Source organism: Prochlorococcus marinus str. MIT 9515 (assembly GCF_000015665.1).
GTDB lineage: Bacteria > Cyanobacteriota > Cyanobacteriia > PCC-6307 > Cyanobiaceae > Prochlorococcus_A > Prochlorococcus_A marinus_P.
The window spans coordinates 385,551-406,187 of sequence record NC_008817.1 but is presented as its reverse complement, the minus strand read 5'-3'; the positions used below and the strand labels follow the sequence as shown (position 1 = coordinate 406,187).

At 33.8% G+C, this 20,637-nt stretch carries 25 protein-coding genes and 2 tRNA genes; 16 read left to right on the top strand and 11 right to left on the bottom strand.

From position 1 onward, the window contains the following. Nucleotides 1-13: 13 nt before the first annotated feature. The 8 genes from P9515_RS02250 to aroQ form a co-directional block, all read right to left on the bottom strand. The gene (locus P9515_RS02250) at nucleotides 14-652 is read right to left on the bottom strand and encodes a YggS family pyridoxal phosphate-dependent enzyme (RefSeq protein ID WP_011819773.1); all 639 of its coding nucleotides are present in this window, start codon (nucleotides 650-652) and stop codon (nucleotides 14-16) included. A gap of 3 nt (nucleotides 653-655) precedes the next feature. After that, the gene (locus P9515_RS02245) at nucleotides 656-922 is read right to left on the bottom strand and encodes a PII-interacting protein PipX family protein (protein WP_011819772.1); all 267 of its coding nucleotides are present in this window, start codon (nucleotides 920-922) and stop codon (nucleotides 656-658) included. An 18-nt stretch (nucleotides 923-940) separates the two neighbouring features. Next, on the bottom strand, nucleotides 941-1,855 hold the full coding sequence (locus P9515_RS02240) for an energy-coupling factor transporter transmembrane component T family protein (RefSeq protein ID WP_011819771.1): 915 nt from the start codon (nucleotides 1,853-1,855) through the stop codon (nucleotides 941-943). Further along, nucleotides 1,855-3,231 (bottom strand): ribosome biogenesis GTPase Der, encoded by a 1,377-nt coding sequence (gene der, locus P9515_RS02235; RefSeq protein ID WP_011819770.1) that lies wholly within the window; start codon nucleotides 3,229-3,231, stop codon nucleotides 1,855-1,857. Before der ends, P9515_RS02240 begins: the two co-directional genes overlap by 1 nt. Nucleotides 3,232-3,303: 72 nt before the next feature. Beyond that, the gene (locus P9515_RS02230) at nucleotides 3,304-3,795 is read right to left on the bottom strand and encodes a DUF1823 family protein (RefSeq protein ID WP_011819769.1); all 492 of its coding nucleotides are present in this window, start codon (nucleotides 3,793-3,795) and stop codon (nucleotides 3,304-3,306) included. Then, nucleotides 3,785-4,546: a precorrin-2 C(20)-methyltransferase gene (locus P9515_RS02225; protein WP_041710555.1), complete on the bottom strand. Its 762-nt coding sequence runs from the start codon at nucleotides 4,544-4,546 to the stop codon at nucleotides 3,785-3,787. The genes P9515_RS02230 and P9515_RS02225 overlap by 11 nt, the downstream gene beginning before the upstream one ends. Nucleotides 4,547-4,574: 28 nt before the next feature. Next, nucleotides 4,575-5,183, bottom strand: a complete 609-nt coding sequence (locus tag P9515_RS02220; protein WP_011819767.1) for a MiaE family protein — start codon at nucleotides 5,181-5,183, stop codon at nucleotides 4,575-4,577. Beyond that, the gene (gene aroQ / locus P9515_RS02215) at nucleotides 5,184-5,624 is read right to left on the bottom strand and encodes a type II 3-dehydroquinate dehydratase (protein ID WP_011819766.1); all 441 of its coding nucleotides are present in this window, start codon (nucleotides 5,622-5,624) and stop codon (nucleotides 5,184-5,186) included. It lies immediately after the preceding gene. A 101-nt stretch (nucleotides 5,625-5,725) separates the two neighbouring features. Between aroQ and P9515_RS02210 the strand changes: the two genes are divergently transcribed. The 13 genes from P9515_RS02210 (at nucleotide 5,726) to P9515_RS02155 (ending at nucleotide 16,971) form a co-directional block, all read left to right on the top strand. Beyond that, a tRNA-Tyr gene (locus tag P9515_RS02210) sits at nucleotides 5,726-5,807 on the top strand. An 11-nt stretch (nucleotides 5,808-5,818) separates the two neighbouring features. Next, nucleotides 5,819-5,890 (top strand) — tRNA-Thr (locus tag P9515_RS02205). A 113-nt stretch (nucleotides 5,891-6,003) separates the two neighbouring features. Next, nucleotides 6,004-6,129 (top strand): hypothetical protein, encoded by a 126-nt coding sequence (locus P9515_RS10050; RefSeq protein WP_263969690.1) that lies wholly within the window; start codon nucleotides 6,004-6,006, stop codon nucleotides 6,127-6,129. Between the two features lie 60 nt (nucleotides 6,130-6,189). Then, entirely contained in the window at nucleotides 6,190-6,471 is a 282-nt protein-coding gene (locus P9515_RS09960) for a tyrosine-type recombinase/integrase (RefSeq protein WP_011819765.1), read from the top strand. A 165-nt stretch (nucleotides 6,472-6,636) separates the two neighbouring features. Further along, nucleotides 6,637-8,601: a hypothetical protein gene (locus P9515_RS02195; RefSeq protein ID WP_011819764.1), complete on the top strand. Its 1,965-nt coding sequence runs from the start codon at nucleotides 6,637-6,639 to the stop codon at nucleotides 8,599-8,601. Between the two features lie 2 nt (nucleotides 8,602-8,603). Beyond that, on the top strand, nucleotides 8,604-9,635 hold the full coding sequence (locus tag P9515_RS02190) for a hypothetical protein (RefSeq protein ID WP_011819763.1): 1,032 nt from the start codon (nucleotides 8,604-8,606) through the stop codon (nucleotides 9,633-9,635). Further along, nucleotides 9,632-10,345: a DUF6339 family protein gene (locus tag P9515_RS02185; RefSeq protein WP_011819762.1), complete on the top strand. Its 714-nt coding sequence runs from the start codon at nucleotides 9,632-9,634 to the stop codon at nucleotides 10,343-10,345. Before P9515_RS02190 ends, P9515_RS02185 begins: the two co-directional genes overlap by 4 nt. Further along, nucleotides 10,342-12,411, top strand: a complete 2,070-nt coding sequence (locus P9515_RS02180) for a DNA cytosine methyltransferase (RefSeq protein WP_011819761.1) — start codon at nucleotides 10,342-10,344, stop codon at nucleotides 12,409-12,411. Before P9515_RS02185 ends, P9515_RS02180 begins: the two co-directional genes overlap by 4 nt. 228 nt (nucleotides 12,412-12,639) lie before the next feature. Beyond that, on the top strand, nucleotides 12,640-12,900 hold the full coding sequence (locus P9515_RS02175) for a hypothetical protein (RefSeq protein ID WP_049750650.1): 261 nt from the start codon (nucleotides 12,640-12,642) through the stop codon (nucleotides 12,898-12,900). Between the two features lie 62 nt (nucleotides 12,901-12,962). Beyond that, nucleotides 12,963-13,190, top strand: coding sequence for a hypothetical protein (locus P9515_RS02170; RefSeq protein WP_011819759.1), 228 nt, complete (start codon nucleotides 12,963-12,965; stop codon nucleotides 13,188-13,190). After that, a complete protein-coding gene (locus P9515_RS02165) occupies nucleotides 13,191-15,245 on the top strand; it encodes a hypothetical protein (protein WP_011819758.1) in 2,055 nt (684 codons plus the stop codon). It abuts the gene before it with no gap. Continuing rightward, a complete protein-coding gene (locus P9515_RS02160) occupies nucleotides 15,245-16,168 on the top strand; it encodes a hypothetical protein (protein ID WP_011819757.1) in 924 nt (307 codons plus the stop codon). The genes P9515_RS02165 and P9515_RS02160 overlap by 1 nt, the downstream gene beginning before the upstream one ends. Then, a complete protein-coding gene (locus tag P9515_RS02155; protein ID WP_011819756.1) occupies nucleotides 16,165-16,971 on the top strand; it encodes a DUF6339 family protein in 807 nt (268 codons plus the stop codon). Before P9515_RS02160 ends, P9515_RS02155 begins: the two co-directional genes overlap by 4 nt. On the opposite strand, the gene P9515_RS02150 is transcribed toward P9515_RS02155, so the two are convergent. After that, nucleotides 16,968-17,393: a very short patch repair endonuclease gene (locus P9515_RS02150; RefSeq protein ID WP_011819755.1), complete on the bottom strand. Its 426-nt coding sequence runs from the start codon at nucleotides 17,391-17,393 to the stop codon at nucleotides 16,968-16,970. The genes P9515_RS02155 and P9515_RS02150 overlap by 4 nt on opposite strands. Nucleotides 17,394-17,709: 316 nt before the next feature. On the opposite strand from P9515_RS02150, the gene P9515_RS02145 reads away from it, so the two are divergent. After that, nucleotides 17,710-17,901, top strand: a complete 192-nt coding sequence (locus P9515_RS02145; RefSeq protein WP_011819754.1) for a hypothetical protein — start codon at nucleotides 17,710-17,712, stop codon at nucleotides 17,899-17,901. Nucleotides 17,902-17,997: 96 nt separating this feature from the next. Here P9515_RS02145 and P9515_RS02140 read toward each other — a convergent pair whose 3' ends face one another. Next, entirely contained in the window at nucleotides 17,998-18,780 is a 783-nt protein-coding gene (locus P9515_RS02140; protein ID WP_011819753.1) for an SIMPL domain-containing protein, read from the bottom strand. A 253-nt stretch (nucleotides 18,781-19,033) separates the two neighbouring features. On the opposite strand from P9515_RS02140, the gene P9515_RS02135 reads away from it, so the two are divergent. Then, complete coding sequence (locus P9515_RS02135) at nucleotides 19,034-19,213, top strand: hypothetical protein (RefSeq protein ID WP_011819752.1); 180 nt, start codon at nucleotides 19,034-19,036, stop codon at nucleotides 19,211-19,213. A 153-nt stretch (nucleotides 19,214-19,366) separates the two neighbouring features. Continuing rightward, nucleotides 19,367-19,702, top strand: coding sequence for a hypothetical protein (locus P9515_RS02130; protein ID WP_011819751.1), 336 nt, complete (start codon nucleotides 19,367-19,369; stop codon nucleotides 19,700-19,702). A gap of 49 nt (nucleotides 19,703-19,751) precedes the next feature. Here P9515_RS02130 and P9515_RS02125 read toward each other — a convergent pair whose 3' ends face one another. Next, complete coding sequence (locus tag P9515_RS02125; protein WP_011819750.1) at nucleotides 19,752-20,606, bottom strand: PD-(D/E)XK nuclease family protein; 855 nt, start codon at nucleotides 20,604-20,606, stop codon at nucleotides 19,752-19,754. Nucleotides 20,607-20,637: the final 31 nt, after the last annotated feature.

Here is a 20,637-nt window from a genome sequence, read left to right as displayed (position 1 = left end):
GATTAATTACTGACTAATATGATCTATTCCCAAAGATTATAGATCCTAGTCTTAACCAAGTAGAGCCTGCCTCAACCGCTTCCTTCCAGTCCTGGGACATTCCCATTGAACAATCATGAAGTTTTAGTGAATTAGCAAGATTACGGCATTCTTTAAATAGTTTAATATTTTGTGTTGAATTTAAACCTTTTGGGTTAATAGTCATAAGCCCTTTAATTTTGATACTTTTCAATTGTTTAATCTCATCCCATTTTCCTAACAAATCTTTGGGATTAAAACCTCCTTTACTTGGATCATCCATTAATTTTACTTGCAACATTATTAATGGGTTTTTATGTTCTTCAAATGCAATATTAGAAATCTTTAGTAACTTTTCATATGAGTCTACAGAATGTATATAGTCAAAATTTTGTACTATTTTACGTATTTTATTACTCTGAATTCTTCCAATGAAGTGCCATTTTATATCTTTAAAATCTTTTAATAAGAGTTTTTTTTCAATAGCTTCTTGAAATCTACTTTCACCAAAATCGTTTTGACCTTTATCATTAATAATTTTGATATCTTGACTGCCAAACCCCTTACTCACAGCAAGTAAATTGACATTAAGTGGTAATTCCTTTTTTATTTGTAGGTAATTTGAAATTTCCAAATTTTATAAAAAAGTTTGTTTAAATAAATTCTCCCATTTTTGATAATCCTCTGGTGTTTTTTTTCTAGATCTTTGCAAATTCAATTCAGACTGATTTCTAGCATCTAAATATCGTATAACTTCAAAAGAAAATTCACGTTCTTTATTTTCGACTAAAAAAAACATTTTTTGCGCATACAAAGTCGCATAAATATACTTCCCCTCATTTCCAGGAGAAACTTGATATAGCATTCCAAATGTTGGATGATTTAAATAACTCTCTGAACTCAAATTTAAATATTGTGATGTTTACAATGCACCATACTGTTTTCTAAGGAAAATTGCTACGCAAATAAAAAATATCGATAATGAATTAATAATCAAAGTTAGATGATTTTTTTTATCAATTGTCTTTAGTCTATTTGTTTTTATAAGGATATTTTTTTTGGACAGCAATGAATCAGCTCCTTGATCAATTCTTAAGAATATATTTAAAAATAGTCTTTCAAACATAGTTAACAAAACATTAATAGATTTCTTAAATCCTAAACTTCTAAGATTTATTGATCTTACTGATACTGATTTAAGGATATTCTGGAATTCTTCTTGGACTAAAGGAATAAAGCGCAAAGCTAATAATAATTGAAAAAGCCATTTGTCAATAGGTAATCCAACTTTTCTCAAAGGATTCATAAACCAACTGAATGCCCAGACTATATCCTCTTGCAATGTTGTTAAGAGCATCAAATTTACACTATGAATAACAGTAAAAATTAAAGTCGACGTTTTAATTCCTAATTCAAAAGCTTTCCTTGATAAGTTATAGGGACCAATTGTTATAAATCCTATTTTCTTAGATGAAATTTCTAGAATGTTCCATTTTTCCTGATTTTCTAAAATTAAATTCAATTCATTCGGATCTCTGTAAGGGCTATCAAGAGATTGAATATCAGCAGCTGCTATTAATGATAAAAATCCAATTAATAATGATAATCCTAAAAGCAAGGCTAGTGATCGCCACCAAACTCTAGAAGGTAACAAACTTACAAAAGTAATTAATATCAGACAAATAACTAAACTTAATCGCCACAATGGACCTGCCCAGATTGGCGTAATTAGAAAAATCAATACTGCAATTATTTTTAATCTACTGTCGATAATTCTTAACCAACTTCTATTCCCATCAACATATTGTCCAATAGAAAATTTAGTAAGAATATTCATTAATCTTTTTGAATAATATTAATATTCTTTTTTGATGTCTCCTTTTCTAAGTCTCTTTTCTGCTTTCCTCTCCAAAGTAGAATTATTGGAGAACCTTCAAAGCCGAGATTTAATCTAATTTGTTTTTCTATATATCTTCTATATGTTATTCCAAATAATTTGGGATCATTAACAAAAAGGGTAAAAGTTGGAGGCTGGTTTTTTACTTGAGTGCCATAGTAAAGTCTTCCTTGTTTACCGCTTCTCTTAGTTGGAGGACTTTTCCAGCCAAGAGCCTCCTTAAGAACTTCATTAACAACAGATGTTGTGACTCTCATTCTATGTTGGGTTACAGCATTAAGAGCATGCTCAAAAATATTTTCAACTCTTTGACCAGTCAAAGCTGATATAAAAATCATTTTTGACCAATGCAAAAAATATAATTTTGATCTGAGTTCTTTCTCTACTTGATAGATTGTAGAATTGTTTTTCTCTACAAGATCCCATTTGTTCACAACAATTACGCATGCTCTCCCTTGCTCTTCTATGCGCCCTGCCAATTTCTGATCTTGATCAGTAACACCATCAATAGCATCTATAACCAAGACGCAAACATCGCTTCTATCAATAGATTTAAAAGCTCTGTTAATACCAAAGAATTCAGTACCATATTTTACATTTTTTTTTCTTCTTATTCCAGCAGTATCAACTATTTTCCAAAGATGGGAATTTTTCTTTATTAGAGTATCTATAGAATCAGTTGTTGTCCCGCTTATATCACTAACTATTGCTCTTTTTTCTCCGCAGATAGCATTTAGTAAACTAGACTTTCCAACATTTGGTCTTCCAATTATGGACATCATTACTTTATCTTCTTTATCCTCAACATCAAAATCTTTAGGAAGTTCATCAATAACAAGGTCTAAAAGATCTCCAGTTCCAGAGCCATGAATAGCAGATACAGGATAAGGTTCCCCTAAACCTAATTTCCAGAATTCAGAGGCCATAGAAATCCCTAAAGATAAAGATTCACATTTATTTACTGCAACAATTGTTTTACAATCTGAATTCCTCAACCATTTTGCAATTGATAAATCTCCCGTAGTTACACCTTGATTTCCATCAACTACAAATAAAGCAATAGAAGCCTCCTCTAATGCTAGAAAAACTTGAGTACGAATCTCAGGAAGGAATTCACTATCATCTTCAAAGACTAGTCCTCCTGTATCAACAACTTGAAATTCCTTTCCACCCCAAGAAGCGTTTTGATAAGTCCTATCTCTAGTAACTCCTGGTTTATCAAATACAATCGCATCATTACTTTGGCATAACCTATTAACTAAGGTCGATTTACCAACATTGGGTCTTCCTATTATTGCTATTGATGGAAGAGTCAATTATACCCCTTAAAAAATCAGATCTAGTATAACTATACCCTCAATAAGATCTTTTACTCTAAACAAGAAAATTTATTTAATTTCAGGATCTCCTTTATGTCCATGCATTGGATTAAAGGGAGGGGAAGATAATATTGGTAACTTATCATATTCTTTAAGCATAGATTCATATTCAATTACCCAACAAATCAACCAATTAACTGCCGTTGCTCTTCTAGTTTTCCTTGGAGTTAGTTCATTGATCTTATAACCTTTAAAATCAAGTACTTTTTTTAAATTTTGTTTATGATCCTTAGGTATAGAGCGTGTCAGATGAATTGAGGCACCCCTCTCAGAAATTATTTGAGGAGAATTATTGTATTTTTCTGACCAATAGGAAGGGGTATATTCACTACAAATCCAATTTTCAATAGGCTTTTCTTTAATATAAAAAAGTCTCTCCCAAATTAATTCACAGACAAACACATCACTTACTTGATCATCAAGAATCGAGAATAGTAATTTTTTACTTAGAGGCCAAGTAAATTTTTTTTCTGGTAAATAATAAGCTTTTCTAATCATCATTAAATCTCATAAGCAATAAAGAGAAGTAAGGCACTTTATTAAGATCAAATTTAGAAGCCTCCTGCACAATTTGACTAGGCATTCCAACGTTTATTGCAATCACTGTTTTACTAAAAATATCTTCTTTTTTTAATAAAGTTTTAACCCACTCCCATCTCTTACCCACTTTCAACAAAACCAAGACAGTTTTCTTTTCTCTATTAATACTTATCAAGTCAACTAATTCTTTTTTATGGGAAGGGCATTCTTTAATAATTAAGGTCTCACCTTTTGAAGCCAAATTAAAATTGCTTAATGCTGCTGCTGCTGAAAAAGATGATATCCCAGGTATAGTTCTAGTAATTATTTCAGGGTGATTATTTTTAATTATTCTCAGAATATTTGATGAGCTTGCAAAAATTGAAGTATCACCGAGGCAAAGTAAAGCAACTGATTTATTATTTTTTATAGACTTAACAATTATATCTACAGCATTAGACCATATTTCATCTGGTTCAAATTCTTGTCTAGCCATTGGAAAAACAATAGGAATCTTTTTCTTAAATTTGATATAATCTTTAACTATTTCAGCTGCTGAGCTCTTCTTATCATCACTTGAAATTGGGAAAACTATAACTTTTGCTTTTTTTATTGCCTGAACTGCCGCAATAGTCAAGAGAGAAGAATGTCCCGGTCCAACACCAACGATTGTTAACGAGCCAAAATTACTTTTTTTAATTAAAAATCTATAAAGAAAATTTTTTATTTTCATCATTTTCAAAATATATCCTAAGTATTATTTAACTATGCACCCTTGGTAAAAAGTATGTCTCAGATAAAATTTCTGATTCGATTTTTGCAAGCTCCTTTAACCTTTTACCTGTTTCATCTTTAGAAAATTTGTTTTTCGCTAGCTTCCAATAAATACCAAAATGTCTTGCCTCACTTTCTAACAAAGATTTATAGAGGACTCTAAAAGATTTATTTTCCGAGTTTAATGAGAGTATGCTTAGTCTTTCATGGCTTCTCGCTTCAATGAGTCCTGCAATCAAAAAACTATCTAACATCCTATGCGGTTCTTCCTTTCTTACATTCTTTGCCAATTCTGAACCATATGGGGGCGGCTTTAGAGCTTTAAGAGAATGTCCAAGATCCTTTAAGAAGTAAAGTATTTTTTCAAAATGTTCCAACTCCTCTCTGGCTATAGGACTCAAAACCTCTGATAAATTGGGTTCAGTTGGATATCTAAACATCAATTGAATAGCAACACCTGCTGCCTTTCTTTCACAATGAGCATGATCAATTAGGATATCGATAGGATTAGACAAAGCTAATTTAATCCAAACATCTGAAGTTGACGATGTTAAATGTTTTATTTGAAAATCAGGTCTTTTATTTTCAACTATCATTTACTTTTTATTTTTTAAATACTCTATAATTCCGTATAAACCAAGAGAATAGCTTGATATACCAAATCCGCTAATAATTCCAATTGCCTTATCTGTCAAAAAAGATTCTTTTCGAAATTCTTCTCTACTAAATATATTTGAAATGTGTAATTCAACAAATGGAATTTTAGAGCCGATCAAAGCATCCCTAATTGATATTGAAGTATGAGTAAAAGCTCCTGCGTTTATAAGTATTCCTTGAACATTCTTAATAGAATCCTGAATTTTATCTACAATTTCACCCTCATGATTACTTTGGAAACATTCAAGATTAATTATTTTATCGTTAGCAATACTAGATAAGTCATTTTCGATATCATTCAAGGTTTTACTACCATATATTTCAGGTTCTCTAGTACCTAATAGATTTAAATTTGGTCCATTTATTAATAAAATATTCATTAAAAAGAAACTAATTTCTTCTAAATCCTATCTAGAAAGAAACAAAAAAACCAAAACATTTTCACACAAAGTGACCATTAACTGATAAATTTTTATGGTGGGGGTCGGTGCCCGAGTGGTTAAAGGGGGCGGACTGTAAATCCGCTGGCTCTGCCTACGTTGGTTCAAATCCAACCCGGCCCACTTTATTTTCAGCCCTTGTAGCTCAGCGGTAGAGCACTCCCTTGGTAAGGGAGAGGTCTCGGGTTCAAGTCCCGACGAGGGCACTCGTTGGTTAGCTTGGTATCAGTGGCATTACCACTATCGCTAAAAAGAATTCATCAGAAGTGGACGTCCGATTACGGGTCCACTTTTCTGTTTTAAAGGTAAATATCTGGAGGTGCATCACACAAACGATGAAACCAAATGGCAACAATCAGAAGAAGCGGCAGCGGCTGGCAGGTCCTTATCAGAAAGAAGAATTATGTCGGTCCGAACTTTTAAGTCTGACCTGAAGAAATATTGATCTGAAGAAAAAATTACTATATATCAAAAGAATTGTACCGCCAGAGTCAGTTCATCTGAGATGAGAGTTGTTCCTTTACCGGATAAAGCCAGAGAGATAATTGAAGAATTACAGGAAAGGGAAGGAAGAATAATTGATCTTACAAAAGGTAGCGCGAGGCATGGATTTGATAAAGCCAGAAAAAAAGCGGGACTTGAAACTCTCAGATTTCATGATCTAAGGCATATTGCCATAAGCAGAATGTGGAGTTCCGGAATGAATGCCACGGAGATAAGTGCATGCAGTAGTCACAGAGATATAAAAATGCTCATGAGCTACAGCCACTTTCAACTTTCCATATAAATAATGAATTACCCTATTGGGGGGACTTATCAAATGATGGGACGTATAAAACGTTCAGCAAAATTTGTAATGAATTTTGAGATTTTGACTTCCAAATGTTGCAATTCTCTGGCCTTAAGATGAAAAAAAAATTATCCCAACTATTATTTATTAACGCTTTATATAGTGTCTGAAGAAGACTTGAACACAACTAAGACACCACTTAAATGGATTGGAACGCCATCCCTGGGTCAGGGTAGATCCAGTGGGGGTAATGCTGCGAGTGAGATATTTGAGGCAGGTGCTTCTCAGAGAAAACGTTCTCTGCTCGAGACCCTGGTAAGAGAGATATGTCAGAACAGTCTTGATCAGAGAAAGGATAAAAAGGTGAAAATATTTTTTGATCTGATAATCCTCAAGGGAGAGAAAAAAGAGGAATTTCTGAAATCAATAAACAGTGAAACTCTTATCCCTCATCTTTCTTCAGTGAAAGGTTCCAGTGGAACTGCTCTTACTCTGAAAGCAGGATTGGAATCGATGAAATCCTCAGACCTCGTCTGTCTGAGAATCAGTGATTATGGTACTGACGGCCTTACTGGTGATGACTGGGATGAGAAAGGAAATTTCCGAAAGCTCTGTGTACAGAATTTCTCAACTGGGAAAGAGTCAGGGTTAGGGGGCAGTTTTGGTCTTGGGAAAGCAGTCAGTTGGATGCATTCCAGAATATTCACTGTTCTTTTCTCTTCCAGAATTGAAGGGGAAAAGGATCTGAGAATCTTTGGGAGAAGTGAACTTCCAGCTCATGAAATGAATGGCAAGTCCTGGCTTGATGGAGCCTATATGGGTTCTGAAATTAAGAAAGATGGAATACCTGTAGCAGAATCAACATGGCTGAAAGATGGAGATGCAGAAAAAATTCTCCTTAATCGTGACAATGAAACCGAATGCGGAACAACTATTCTCATCCCAACTTTTCATGAACCGGATCGTGATGATACAGGTTCATCAGGGATAAGAGAGCCTGAAGAACTCTGCAGAGATTTCACAGAAGCTGCATCGAAATGGTTCTGGCCGGCAATCAGCTGGAAAAGGCTTGATTTCAAAGCAAGGGTTTTTCGTGAAGAGGGTAAATCGGCTGAGTTTGTATCTGAGGCTGCGGCTAATGGGATATGGTCTTCATTTGTTGAATGTGGAAGAGTTGAGCCTTTCGAAAATACAAAATCATTATTCCCCGGGGATAGTTCCTCAATAGACATTGAGTTTCCAATACCTGCAAGAGTCGAGCCCTCAGACAACCCAGAACTTCTTCATGATGAGCTTAAAAGCTTTGTCAGACTTGGAGTTACAAGAGTCTCATCCAAGGAGGAAAGTTTACCTTGCCGTTCAACAATCGCCCTTATAAGGGGTTCGGGAATGGTTGTCGATTATGCCGAAGGGACAAGATTAAATGATGGGGGTTCCTACTGCGCTGCTGCATTTGTCGGTACATCATTGAATGAAATTGCTGAATCTGAAAAAACTGAATTGAATAAAGAGAATGCTCTATTTGCTGAAGAATATTTCCGAGCTGGTGAACCTGTCACCCATGATGACTGGTTGCCAACAACCAGAAGACTTAGGGAGAGCTATACCTGGAAAGGTCATGCAAACAGACTCAGAGGAATACGATACGAACTCAGACAAATACTTATTCAAAACCTTTTGACCTCATTCGTTTCTCGTCCTGATGAAGGGCCTGAGATGCTTAGAAGAATGCTTAATCTAGGGAGAGGAATGAAGCAAAAGAAGATTCAGTCAAAGGCTAGAAATTCTTCTCTTGAAGTTGTAATAGACAGGCAGAGATCCTTCTTCAACAAGAAAACTAATGGCTGGAGAATAACTGGAGAATTAGTGAGATCAGGGGATTCAAAAAGATCTGCAAAAGTTCATTTATCTTTTCAAAGCATCGCAGACAGTGGACAGGGGGAAATGTGGGGGATAAGTGATATGCAGATTTTAGGAAGTGAAAAACATATTTCTCTAGATGACTCAGATTCAAAAAGATTTGTATTCTCTGCGGAAAATCAATTCTCATCAGTTCCTTTTGAATGCACAGTCAAACCTCCAATAGGAGTGAACCCTGAAATTGCTGGATTCAGGAAAGTAGGTTAGTTATGCATTTCGTCCCCTGGAGAACAATCGATCTTGATGGAGCATTTAGAATCACTGCTCCTGAGAGTATTTCTGAAGAGGTGATTCAAGAAGTCAGCAATGGTATTATCTTCAAGTTCAACGGCAAACTTGAGAAGACAAAACTGGAAATACTTCTTACAGCTCCGTATGAATGGGAAGAAACAATTCATCCATCAGAGAGGGAGAATCCACCTGTTAAATTTATCTGTCGTTTAATAAGTCGCTCAACTGGAAGAAGAGAAACCATAGACTTGGAAGATGGTGGGGGTGGATTTTTCTTCTCCGAAATTTCCTACATTCCATTTATGAATGGAGAGGAAATAAGAGCAGAAGCTCTTCTTGTAAGGACTGAAAAGTTTAAAGGTTCAGACTCAAAAAGTGGGTACGCTTCAGAGATGGGGCAGATAATAGGAAGAAGTCTTATCCATACAATTCGTTTTGCAAACGCTGAAATCAGTAATGAGTCAATTTTTGATATAAGGTGGCAATCATTTCCGTCTGAGAGTCGCGATCAATTATGGAGATTAATCCCAAGTGAACCTCCAGTGATTGAAATGAATGAGGATGTAACAGCTTCTCTTAAAAAGCTCTTGATGAGCAAATCTCTAAGAAAAGATACCAACTGTTTACAGAGAGATGTTATTTTCACATCAATCTGTTCCACTGTTTGGACAATGCTAGTCGCAACTGCAATGAACTCCATTCAAAATATTCTCAATACAAACAGAGAACTTAGCAGCGAAGAAGTTATTGAACAGCTCCCACAATCCCAACTTCAGACACTCTCATTATTCTCTAACAGTCTCCTTGAAACAAATATTTCTCCGAACGAAGCCGTTATTGCACTTGCTAATGAGCTTAGATCTCCTGAATCGTTTCAAAATTTGATTCTAAAAATGAGTTCAATAATTCAACAGGAAACAAAGATAATGGAATTAGCAGAAATAATGGCAAGAGGTTGTAGTTTTGAATCAGAGAGTTCAAAGATGCCTAAGAAAGAGGAGGTCGCATGAGAGAAGAGCTTTTCAGATTAAAGAATCCTTTAATAAATAGTGGACTTATTTCAGCTTTAAGATATCCAGAGTCTATAGGTTTAGAGAAAGTAGAATCCGAAGTAGATCTTACTGACCTCTCAAAACTTGTAGATCAACTAATCCTTGAAAATATAAAAGGTTCAAACCTGGATGAGAGATTGGTCGAGTGCGTTCATAAAACATTTAAACCGCTTCCTTCTCATGTTCTTACTGATATGAGAATGTGGCATTGGCTTTGCGTAATAAAATATCCAAACATTCCCTGGCTTAGATGGAGAGGGAGTATTCCTATTGACCCTGAAGATGGATTTACGGTTGGAACAGGCAAAAAACATGTTCCTTCTATAAGATTTCTTGGGACATCTTCAATTAATGGTCATGGGAGAAATACCTTTTCCAGACTTTTCTTTGCCGCAGATAGGATGATGGATAAAAGTCAATCTGACTACACTCTGGTCAAAAAACTTTTCACGAGTCAGGAACTTCATCTCGGTTTAAGTGACAGAGAATTTGGCTTGATACCCAAGATAAATAGAGTATTAACAGAAAAGCTTGTTGAATTGCCAGACAGCAAAGTAAGAATTGCGATAAGAAAACTTAATTCTCTGGGTGGCTCTATATGTCTTGATCTATTGAGTGAAGAACAACTGCAAAAATTAATTGATATTCAGGATAAGGAGGCTTCATGATACATAAGAATGCAGTAGGAAAAATTGATCCACATAGATTAACTCCTGTCAGAGGTCCTTCAACAGAACTTGATCCTCATATTGATTCATGCGAATTTGATGAACTTCCTGGTTATGCGGCAAAAGTTCGTAGTCTTAAAAAAGACCCAAACTTTGCTGTTGATCTTTTTTCAGGTGCTGGTGGTTTAAGTCTTGGGCTTCATCGAGCAAATTTTGATGTAATTCTTGCATGTGATATTCGAAATGATTCAATAATGACTCACAGGCATCATTTTGGCGGTTGCTCGTATGAATGTGATTTAAGTAAAAGAAAGGTTGTTAATGAAATTGCTGACAAACTTAACGAATGTGGAGAAATTTCACTTATTGCAGGTGGGCCTCCATGTCAGCCTTTTTCGAGAAATATCAAATGGAGGAAACATAATGAAGAAGTTTCGGCTCAACATCAGGAACTTAATGAAGATAGAAGAGAATTATGGGAATCATTTATTTCGATAGTTGAGCAGGTAAAGCCAAAAGCTTTTCTAATGGAAAATGTTTCTGATATTGCCCAGGGTGGAGAGCAGGAAATATTCAGATCAATAATTAATAGAGCTGAGAAAGCCGGTTATCGTATAGACCCCAAATTGATTTATGCATGGCAGTATGGAGTCCCTCAACTCAGACCAAGATTATTTATTTCAGGAACAAAGATAAATGAATGTGCTCCAATGAAATGGCCAAAGCCAACATACAATTCCGTTGATAAAGCAGTTACATTGGAAGATGCGATTTCTGATTTACCTCCTTTGGAGGGAGGATGGAACGAGAAGTGGGATGAGAGATATAGCTATGGAGGCCCCATAACCCCTTATCAAACATCTATGAGAGAATGGTTAGAAATTGATGATGACGTAATTCATGATCACCTGATAAGAAAAGTTAGAGAGGATGATCTAGAAACATTTAAATTAATGAGATCCACTGGAGTTAAATATTCTCAACTATCAGAAGCTCAAAGGAGATATTCAGTAACCAGCAGAGCTTTTAGGGAAGGCAAGAAAGTAAAGGAAAATCAAAAGAATAGCTTTGGTGATAAATATAATATTCTCAAACCAAATGAACCATGTCTCACAATCACTGCTCATATGTCAAAAGATGGATACTGGTATATCCATCCCCAACAAAATAGAACACTCTCAGTCAGAGAAGCAGCAAGAGTTCAATCATTTCCGGATGGGTTTAATTTTCATGGAGGACCTTCTAATAGATTCCATCAAATTGGAGAAGCAGTTGCACCCATAGTTGCTTATGAACTAGGAAAAGCATTAATTAAATCGATAAAAAATAAAAAAGATTATATGCAGGCAGATTTAGTTCCTCAACTACGAAAAAATCTTATTAGCTGGTATGAATTAAATAAAAAAGAAGTTGAACTTATCTGGACAAAAAAAAGAGAAGGTAGAAAAATTATTCCAAATGAAGTAAGAGCATGGAATGCATGCCTTGGAATCTTACTCCCAGAAACCTTCAAAAAGGATCATAAGGATAAAAAGAAAAAAAATGTAGGAGAAAGTGATAAAAACCTGGAAGGTAGAAAAAAGGAAACATATAGACAGCTGAAAAAGTCCTGGCCTAATCCCGAAAGTTTTCTTCATGACAATATAAAAATGCGGACGATGAAAATAAAAAGTTTCAGTCTTGAAAAATATATTCCTTCCCTAGAACTCTTAGCTGAAGATTTAAACAAAGATGAAATTGACTGGAGTGAAATAGCCAGAAAAGATTATGGTTTATTTTCTAGGAATTCAGTAAGAGGAGCTCTTGCAACAGTTGGTCTGACCACTGAGATAAAACAATCCTTAGTAATAACAAAAATTATTTCTAAGTTGATGGATTTAGATTATGAGAAATTGAAATTCAGCAACATGAACAGAGAGATACATATAGGTCATTTATTAGAGAAAGACAGTGAAGGTACTGGTTATTGCTCCTTACTGGCTTTATCTAAACAAGAAGATACAGATGAAATTATCCAGAATAAATTAAAATTATTACCAAAAGAGCAAAAGATAGAAGCTGCCTGATAATTTACTGCCCGTACATATTACATATGTACGCTCTAAATGAATTTCTTGACAAATATAATTGACCTATATATAGTACATAGTAAGTTTATCTGGTGTCCTGATGACTTCTGTACGTAGTTTGAGAGCTATAGCACCCTTGATATGGGGTAAAGCAGGGCAGGTTTTATTGGTTTTTCCTGAGTGAGCACCAGATTTACTCTCATTTATTCATTCTATTTTTCAATTATGACTTCTAAATCTATTGCTCAAGACTTAAATTCGGTCGAATCCAGAAGAGATATTTTCTGTAGATTGGCCAACAGCCGCGTAGAAAAAGTCGCCTATGCTCTGGATATCCTCTCAAAACTTTCATCAAGAAGGTCAGACTACACAGAGGAAGATATTAAAAATATCAAAAAATTCCTTCAATCTGAACTTGATAAAGCACTTGCAGCTTTTACCCCTGCAAATGAAACGGGAAAAAAGACTTTTGTTTTGAAAGCCTAAATCTCATATATTTCATTTAATTTTTAATGCAATAATTAGATTCTCATAAACAGGAAAAGTAATTGGCTACAAAAAATAACTCTGAACACTTTATTGAATTGGCTAATAAGAGAGTTCCAAAAGCTCTCAAATATTTAGACCTAGTTGGAAATCTTGCAAACAAAAGCAACTATTCCTACACAGAGCAACAATCGCAACAAATTAAAAAAGCTCTTAAAGATAAAGTTAACGAGATCTGTAGAAAATTTGATTCCGGTACTAACAACGATTCTTCATTCAAACTTTTATAAATGAGTATTTTTAATTACTCCAACCCCTGGAATTTTCCAAGCCTTGGCTATGGCAAGGAAAAAGGCCTGAATAATGCAAGTGACATATTTAAGCACTTGGATAACGTTGGGCTTGAGACAGCACAAAATTCAAGAAACTCCTGTATGAAAGATGATAATGGTGAAGATGTTGAGGTATCAGTTGAATATCGATTAAAAAATATAGAAAGTAGATTTTTCCCTGGAATTGAAGACTACAAAAAAAGATTAGAATCTGCAATTGAATATTTTCAAAATAAAGAAGCTTCTTCAGGATCAAACAAACCTATTGGCAAAGAAATAATACAATTATCAAGAGCTTTGAGAATACTAAATCAAGATACAATTCCTGTTTTAACAATAAGAGATTATGGAACTAAGGGCCTCAAAGGGGGAGAAGATGAAGACTTTGCTCCATATTTTCGTCTTATCAAGTCAACTGGTATAAGTGCTGCTCAAGGTACAAAAGCTGGACGCTTTGGTCATGGACAAAATGCTTTAGTTGCCAAATCTGATATAAAAGCTTATACATTATTTTCTCAATTTACTAACGAATACGAAGAAAAGGAAACTTTATTTGCAGGCAACTCAATCTTATGTTCACACATTGATCCAACCCAAAACTATAAGACTCAAGAAACAGGATTTATAGGTAACGTCATTAACCCGAATAAATTTGTCTCTTATAGAAATAATGATCTTTTAAATATTAACTTTCCTTATGAAAGATCTACTAATGGAACTGATATCTATATTTGGGGTTTTAAACATGAATCTGATAACTGGGATCTTTTATTGGCTAAGGGATTAATTAAAGGATTCTTTGCTGCAATAAGAGAAAAATTAATTAATTTCAAAATAATAAACGATAATACAAATGAAATTCTTCATGAAATAAATCATGAAAATTTAGACGAATATTATTCTACTTTGGAAGTCCAAGTTAAAAAGAGACTATCAAGCAAGGCATGGAACAAAGAAATGCAATCTATTTATGGATTTCTAAAAACAACGTGTAACGAGCATTCAATTTCCATAACAGGCAAAAGATCAACTCATCTGATTGATGTTAAAAAAATAGGAAAGGTTGAAATGACCTTATATCAAGATAAGGATGATCAAAAGTTAACGAAAGAATGGTGCATAATGAGACAACCTCTTATGAAAATAAGAAATTTCAGTAAACCAATAGGTATTCCTTTTAATGCAGTTGTAAAAGTCTTATCTGATAAAGGTAATGATGTTTTTATGGATTTAGAGGATCCAACTCATCTCAAATTAGTAAGAGATTATTGTGATGAAGAATATGTAAATGAATATTGGAGTATTTATCAAGATTTAAGTAAAAAAGTTCAAATTATAATAGAAAATCTTGATCCTTTATCTAGTCAAACGCAAGATATACCAGGCCTGGCAGATTTAATCCCTGATCTTAGAACTGGGATAGGAGATGGTTCATTTTTCTCTTCTCAAGAAGGCATTCCGAATACAAATAATAAGGAAGGATTCAATCCCTCAATAATTACTGATAGCAATAAATCGACTATTACAAGCATTCAAAAAAATTCTTCCTCAATATCAACTAAAAGAACTGCAAGCAGTCAAGGGACCTCAGGCGGGACTGTAGGCACAGTAAAAACTGACAAAAAAGTTAACCCTCAAGGTGGCAATCCAGGAAGCGGTGCTGGAGATAAACAAGGAAATGCTAAATTTGATCCAAAAGGTAAGAAAGAATCTTTAACTATTAATGAAGATATAAAAATAAGATTACTAAGAAATTCTTCAACCGAAAATAGATATCTTTTAAGAATAATTGCATTACAAGATATACATGGAGATATCAATTTAGGAATGGTTGTAAATAATGAAAAAAAGAGCTGCGTGCCCTTACCCGTAGAGTCGAAAATTTCATTTAATAGAAAAGAAATTCAATGGCATGAAAATAAAATTAAAGATATTAAGATGCAGACTAATGAATTTTATGACTGCGAGATTGTACTCCCAAATTCTGCTGAATTCGCAATTTCCACCATCTAATGCCTAGCTCAACATCCAAACAAATCTCATATCCATGTCCAGTAATTGGTAATGAAGGTGATTATCAATCAACTGCAAAAATGGATATTGATTATGCTGTTGAAAAGTTTCCAAAGAAAATAATTTTTAGATTTTATAAGCCTTCTATATCTGATACAAAAATACAAAATTTGTTTGATGAAGGCCAATTAAGTTTTTTCGTAGAGCTAAATAGCCCTGCGACTTTTAGCCTCATCTGCAAAGAACTAGATTTCAATAATAAAAATAAAGAGGAAATAACTTTTGATTATGGAGTATTAAATAATCGGGTTAGAGTTAGATTTTTCCTATCTTCAATTAAAGAATTAGATGTAGCACCAACATTATTGGCAAATGATTATCCAAAGAGAAACTTCATAGCAAAAGAATTAAATATTCTCGGTAAAAGCAAAAGTAAATTTGAAAATATTCCACATCGCTTCGACCCATTTGAGGCAGAACCAGAAAGTATTTTCTTAATTACGCCAAATACGAATAAGACAATAAAAGAGCCTATTCATGACTTTACTCAAGAAAAAATATTAATTAAGTTACCTGAAGATACTTTTAAACAATACCAGTCGATAAAAAGAAAATCTTTAGGACCATTTATTTACAATAATATTGTTTTGCCAGCGCTTCAAATGGCTATTCACTATATAGAAATTTTAAAATCTGCAGAAGAAAAATTGAGTGAAGCTGAGCTTAATGCTCAGATAGAATATGCTTCATATGTAAACAAAGGTTGGTTTAATAATCTTTGCGAATTAATAGATGAAAATAACTTACAGGGTACCCCTTTTGAAAAAGCAAATAAAATTCTTAAATCTCCATTAATTAGTTTAATAAAAAGCAAGTACGAAGAACATCAATCACAAATTGATGATGAAATATTGGGCGAATGAATAATTTAAAATTACTAACTAGATCTTCTGTAAGTTTATTAACTGGAAAAGCCAGCGATGCAAATCTTGCTAATGAAAATATTCAAAAATATAGTTCTTATTCAAATCCTTTTTTAAATGAATTAGAACAATATGAATTTTTCGATACTCAATTAAAACCAATTGAAGAAAAATTTTTAGATTCATCAAATGATTTTATTACGGCTAAATATCTTTTCGAAACATTAAAAATAGATAGGATTCAAGCCTCCGATTCTAGATTATGGATTACTTTGACCCATCGAGACTCTTGGAGCTATATGCAAAAAAGATGGAACTTAAAAGATTCAGATAAGGGTACTAATTTGAATAACAAAATTTTATCAAGATGGCATTTAGATGGATCACCAAGAAATGCATTGGCAAGGAATGGTTTATCAAGATTATGGTGGGCTGCTGAACTTACTTATGCACCTTGGGAAAAGGATTCTGAATTAGAATGTTTTAGATGTGAAGACCCATATAAATATACCAAGATAATCACAGAAAATAAAAAATCACAAGCACTTTTTGATGTTCTCGACAGAGAGTTTGGGGGCTCTCCATTATTTAGAATTTGCTACTTAGAAGCATTTAGTATACTAGTTGATCAAAGAGGTTTAGCTCCTACCATTGCTTCAGCAAAATTATCAGTTTTATTTAATGCATTACTTATACCTAGATCAGTTAGCGCTCATAAAGAGAGTCCAGAAAACCTACTGGAGAGAATTCTAAATTTACAAAAATATATCCCAAATAAAAAGATTGAAAATGATACTATTTAAAAATCATCTAAAAAAAGATTATTAAAATTCTTTTCAAAGATAGATTTATTTTTAATTTCGCATTCCCAAATAACGACAGATTTCCAACCCATAATTTTTATTTTTTCCTGAATTTCCAAATCTCTTTTTACATTTGCTCTAAATTTATTTTCCCAAAATTCTTTTCTTGTTTTTGGAGTTGATGCATACTTACAATTCGCATGCCTATGCCAAAAACATCCATGTACAAAAATTGCTGTTTTATATTTTGGCAGAACAATATCAGGAGAACCTGGTAAATCTTTTCTATGTAATCTGAATCTATATCCCATTGAATGTAAAAGTTTTCTTACCGCGATTTCAGGCTTTGTATTTTTAGATTTAATGGCAGACATATTCCTTGATCTCTGCTCACTTACCTTATGTATTACTTCACTACTCATCTAACCAATCAGTTTTAAACAATATAATCACCATCACCCTAAAGGTACCTATATACAGTACGTGCATTATGTGTTTACACACATACCCACGTAATTTATATAGGTGTTTTAGTGGTGGTGGGATTATGTTTTTTTGCCCCTACTTACAATGATGATGTATACACATCCATTAATTAGTACCAGTCAATTTCTTGTCTTTTACCCCTTCCCCCCGTGTATTATGGTGGGGTTGCGTAATTGACTGGTATGACTAAGATCTGATAGGTCAGCATTTTATCTTAAATTCAGATATATTTAATAGAGATTGTCTTCAGTAATGCCATTATCGTCATACCGAATGCATAAAATTTATCTTGCAGCGATCATGAATTATGGTCTTGGTTCTGATGATCCAGAAGAGTTGGCCTATTACAACAAGCTAAGAAAAGAAATGGATGAGATAGAGAAGGATGCTGTTAAAAAAGGAATACCCCTTACTTGGGATATTCCTGATGGAATGGATAAATGAATCTAAATACTTTTTTATTAATTGATGGGAGTCTGATGCTTATTGGTCTGCCTTTGCTGATGATTCTTAAAGGCAAAAAGAAGACTCCCTAAGTCATCACTTAACCGCGAAAGTCACTCCCATAACGGCAGTGATGTCTTTCTTTATTGTTGAAGTATCATAAGAACCCCAGCTGCTTACCCTCGTGGAATTAGGAACTGTTATCTGAAAAACTCCAGTATTAACCCTCTTTAATCCACCCACTTCAGAGCCCGCCTGAAGAGCGATAGCTTCAGCCCTGACTCTCGCATCCTTTGCAGCCTTTGCAAGCATATCAACGCGTTTATCAGCAAGCTTGGAATAAGTAAATTCAGGACGGCTTGGCTTAACTCTCACACCTTTTCCAAGCAATTCTGTTATCTGACTATGAGTCTTCTGGATGTTATAAACATCCCTACTTTCAATCTCAATATTCTGATAAGTAATCCATTCAGTTCTAATGATTTCATTAGTCTTCGGATGCTTGGTTGTATATTCACTAATACTTGCAGGCCCAAGATAAACATCCTGCTTTACGCTGTCCTCAATTCCATTGGCTTTTAGGAATTCCATTGTCTTTTTAATGGACTGTTTATGTTTAGTAAATGAGTCAATCTGAGTTTTACCTGAGGTCTTTACCTGGACTGACCATTTTGCTATGTCACTCTCAAAACTCTCTGTGCTTGCACCAGTTACAGTGATAGTATTCTCAACTGTTCTGAACCCTTTCACAAGGACAGTAGAGGCGCCTATAAATCCTCCGAGAGAAAGTACAGCCATTGCGAAAACAAGTGGCGGGGTGCGGCGAATAACGCTCAGAGAATCGCTCGGTAGCGACCTGAGTTTCTTAATGATTTTCATTGTCTAGAAGTATTTGTGTAGGAACTTTTTAACAGCTGAACCGAAAGAAAAATATTTTTAAAAACCTGATCTCCAATCCTTCAGTTCTATCTGGCCATTAAGGGAAACATCTTAAGTTGATGTGCCAATTATGGAGTCGGTTACTTATATTGCCAAATGAAATAATGGTGCGCAAGAAGTATATTTGTATTATGAGAATAGTTATTAAGAACTGAGACCCTGGTTTAAAATTAAATATCTCGATAATAAAACTATGGAATTATTTACTAGAGAAAATATCGGCAATTATACTAGTGACCCAGATGCAAAGAATGACCATAAATATTGCAAAGAAATGCAAGAAATCAGGAAAGAATTACGCAAATTAGATCAAGAGACCAAAAGAGATGGGGGCGTTATTGATTGGAATTATATGCTAAATGACATGATGTAATGGAAAAAGAGGACTTCCAAAAAGAATTATTAGATTTGCTAAACCCTTTTAATGTCAAAGTTGCGGCAATAGCACTTTCTAATTGTTGTTTATGATTATTCAAGCCCTAAAGTCTGGGATGAAGTAGATGAATATGATATTCGGGGCTGTTGTATGCTGCCTTACAAAAATGTAAAAAGTAAAAGCGATAAGTATTATTGTCTAGAGCCAAAATATATATGCTCTAACAAAGATTTCAGATTAGAAGTATTTATGAAAAAAGAATGTGACTTAATGCCACTAATTGATAACTCATATTATTTTTATGGTGAAAAGTGGCAGCAAAAAGATATAGTTACTCAAAGTCGGTTTTTACCAAAACTAAGAAGAAAAGTAAATGACAAATTAGGTTCTGATAAATCAAAAGAAGTTTGCGAAAAAGGTCTAAAAATAACAAATCTTCGACAGTTTAATAAACTATATAAAGAATATTTTGGAAATAAAAATTAGGTTTTATGAAAAGTAAATGGAATTAAATAATTAATAGAAATACTTTTTCTTAAAAAAGATTTCCTTGAATTTCTTCACCCTCAATTTTTAAAGGGTTATAGACCAATTTGGCATATTGCTCAGAATAAGCACAGTTTTTACAGGACAAATTTGGTTCAGGAATCTTTTCATTATTCATCAAAGCAACCATTTCATCTATTTCTTCTTCAATCCAATCAACATTCCAATCATAGGGAACTAAATATTCATCAAAATTCATTCTTTTATTAAATTCTTCATCATCTCTTTTCGCATTACAAACTAGAAAATAAGCTGTTTTATGAACATCAAATCCCATACCTTTTAAAAGATATGCATAAAAGTCCATTTGAATTTTATATCCTGCATGATAAGGATCATCAAGATAATCTTTTTTATCTACTCTTCCAAGTTTTGCCTGAGATTTGTAATCAACAACTATTAATTGCTTTGTAATCTTATGCTGCCAAATATCATCAACTCCTCCAGTCAATATAATGTTTGTATCCTTATGACGAAGCATCAATCCTTTATGAAGAGAATTACGCCAATCATCGATTTGAGGATGATCAAAAGGAACTAGATGACTTAAATCATTATCAATAAATAATCTATGCGGTATTTGTCTTTCTCGACAAAAATCGAACTCTTTTTTTAATAGTAAATCAGTAGTCTCATTTAAAGTCCATCCAGGTGTTCCTGGTGGATCTAATCCTTTAACTCTATCCAGGTAAAAACATCTTTTGCAGGTTAAAAAATTAGAAAACCTTCCTCTACTAATTTTAAAATCTTGTTTCTGATTAGGAGAATAAGAAGAAGATGCTCGCGTTCTTAATCCAGTTGCTTTAACAGGTTCCTTTTTACTATTTCTTTTAAGATCTATCATTACTTTTAAAATTCAGAAAAATTATTCCTTA

Bases quoted from the DNA above. Each gene is read 5' to 3' on its own strand.
- P9515_RS02150 (WP_011819755.1), bottom strand. From the start codon at position 17,393: ATGAGTAGTGAAGTAATACATAAGGTAAGTGAGCAGAGATCAAGGAAT.
- P9515_RS09960 (WP_011819765.1), top strand. From the start codon at position 6,190: ATGAGAGTTGTTCCTTTACCGGATAAAGCCAGAGAGATAATTGAAGAA.
- P9515_RS02175 (WP_049750650.1), top strand. From the start codon at position 12,640: ATGACTTCTAAATCTATTGCTCAAGACTTAAATTCGGTCGAATCCAGA.
- P9515_RS02125 (WP_011819750.1), bottom strand. From the start codon at position 20,606: ATGATAGATCTTAAAAGAAATAGTAAAAAGGAACCTGTTAAAGCAACT.
- P9515_RS02240 (WP_011819771.1), bottom strand. From the start codon at position 1,855: ATGAATATTCTTACTAAATTTTCTATTGGACAATATGTTGATGGGAAT.
- P9515_RS02180 (WP_011819761.1), top strand. From the start codon at position 10,342: ATGATACATAAGAATGCAGTAGGAAAAATTGATCCACATAGATTAACT.
- P9515_RS02160 (WP_011819757.1), top strand. From the start codon at position 15,245: ATGCCTAGCTCAACATCCAAACAAATCTCATATCCATGTCCAGTAATT.
- P9515_RS02220 (WP_011819767.1), bottom strand. From the start codon at position 5,183: ATGATAGTTGAAAATAAAAGACCTGATTTTCAAATAAAACATTTAACA.
- aroQ (WP_011819766.1), bottom strand. From the start codon at position 5,624: ATGAATATTTTATTAATAAATGGACCAAATTTAAATCTATTAGGTACT.
- P9515_RS02165 (WP_011819758.1), top strand. From the start codon at position 13,191: ATGAGTATTTTTAATTACTCCAACCCCTGGAATTTTCCAAGCCTTGGC.
- P9515_RS02155 (WP_011819756.1), top strand. From the start codon at position 16,165: ATGAATAATTTAAAATTACTAACTAGATCTTCTGTAAGTTTATTAACT.
- P9515_RS02135 (WP_011819752.1), top strand. From the start codon at position 19,034: ATGGAATTATTTACTAGAGAAAATATCGGCAATTATACTAGTGACCCA.
- P9515_RS02130 (WP_011819751.1), top strand. From the start codon at position 19,367: ATGCTGCCTTACAAAAATGTAAAAAGTAAAAGCGATAAGTATTATTGT.
- P9515_RS02225 (WP_041710555.1), bottom strand. From the start codon at position 4,546: ATGAAAATAAAAAATTTTCTTTATAGATTTTTAATTAAAAAAAGTAAT.
- P9515_RS02140 (WP_011819753.1), bottom strand. From the start codon at position 18,780: ATGAAAATCATTAAGAAACTCAGGTCGCTACCGAGCGATTCTCTGAGC.
- P9515_RS02190 (WP_011819763.1), top strand. From the start codon at position 8,604: ATGCATTTCGTCCCCTGGAGAACAATCGATCTTGATGGAGCATTTAGA.
- P9515_RS02230 (WP_011819769.1), bottom strand. From the start codon at position 3,795: ATGATGATTAGAAAAGCTTATTATTTACCAGAAAAAAAATTTACTTGG.
- P9515_RS02185 (WP_011819762.1), top strand. From the start codon at position 9,632: ATGAGAGAAGAGCTTTTCAGATTAAAGAATCCTTTAATAAATAGTGGA.
- P9515_RS02145 (WP_011819754.1), top strand. From the start codon at position 17,710: ATGCCATTATCGTCATACCGAATGCATAAAATTTATCTTGCAGCGATC.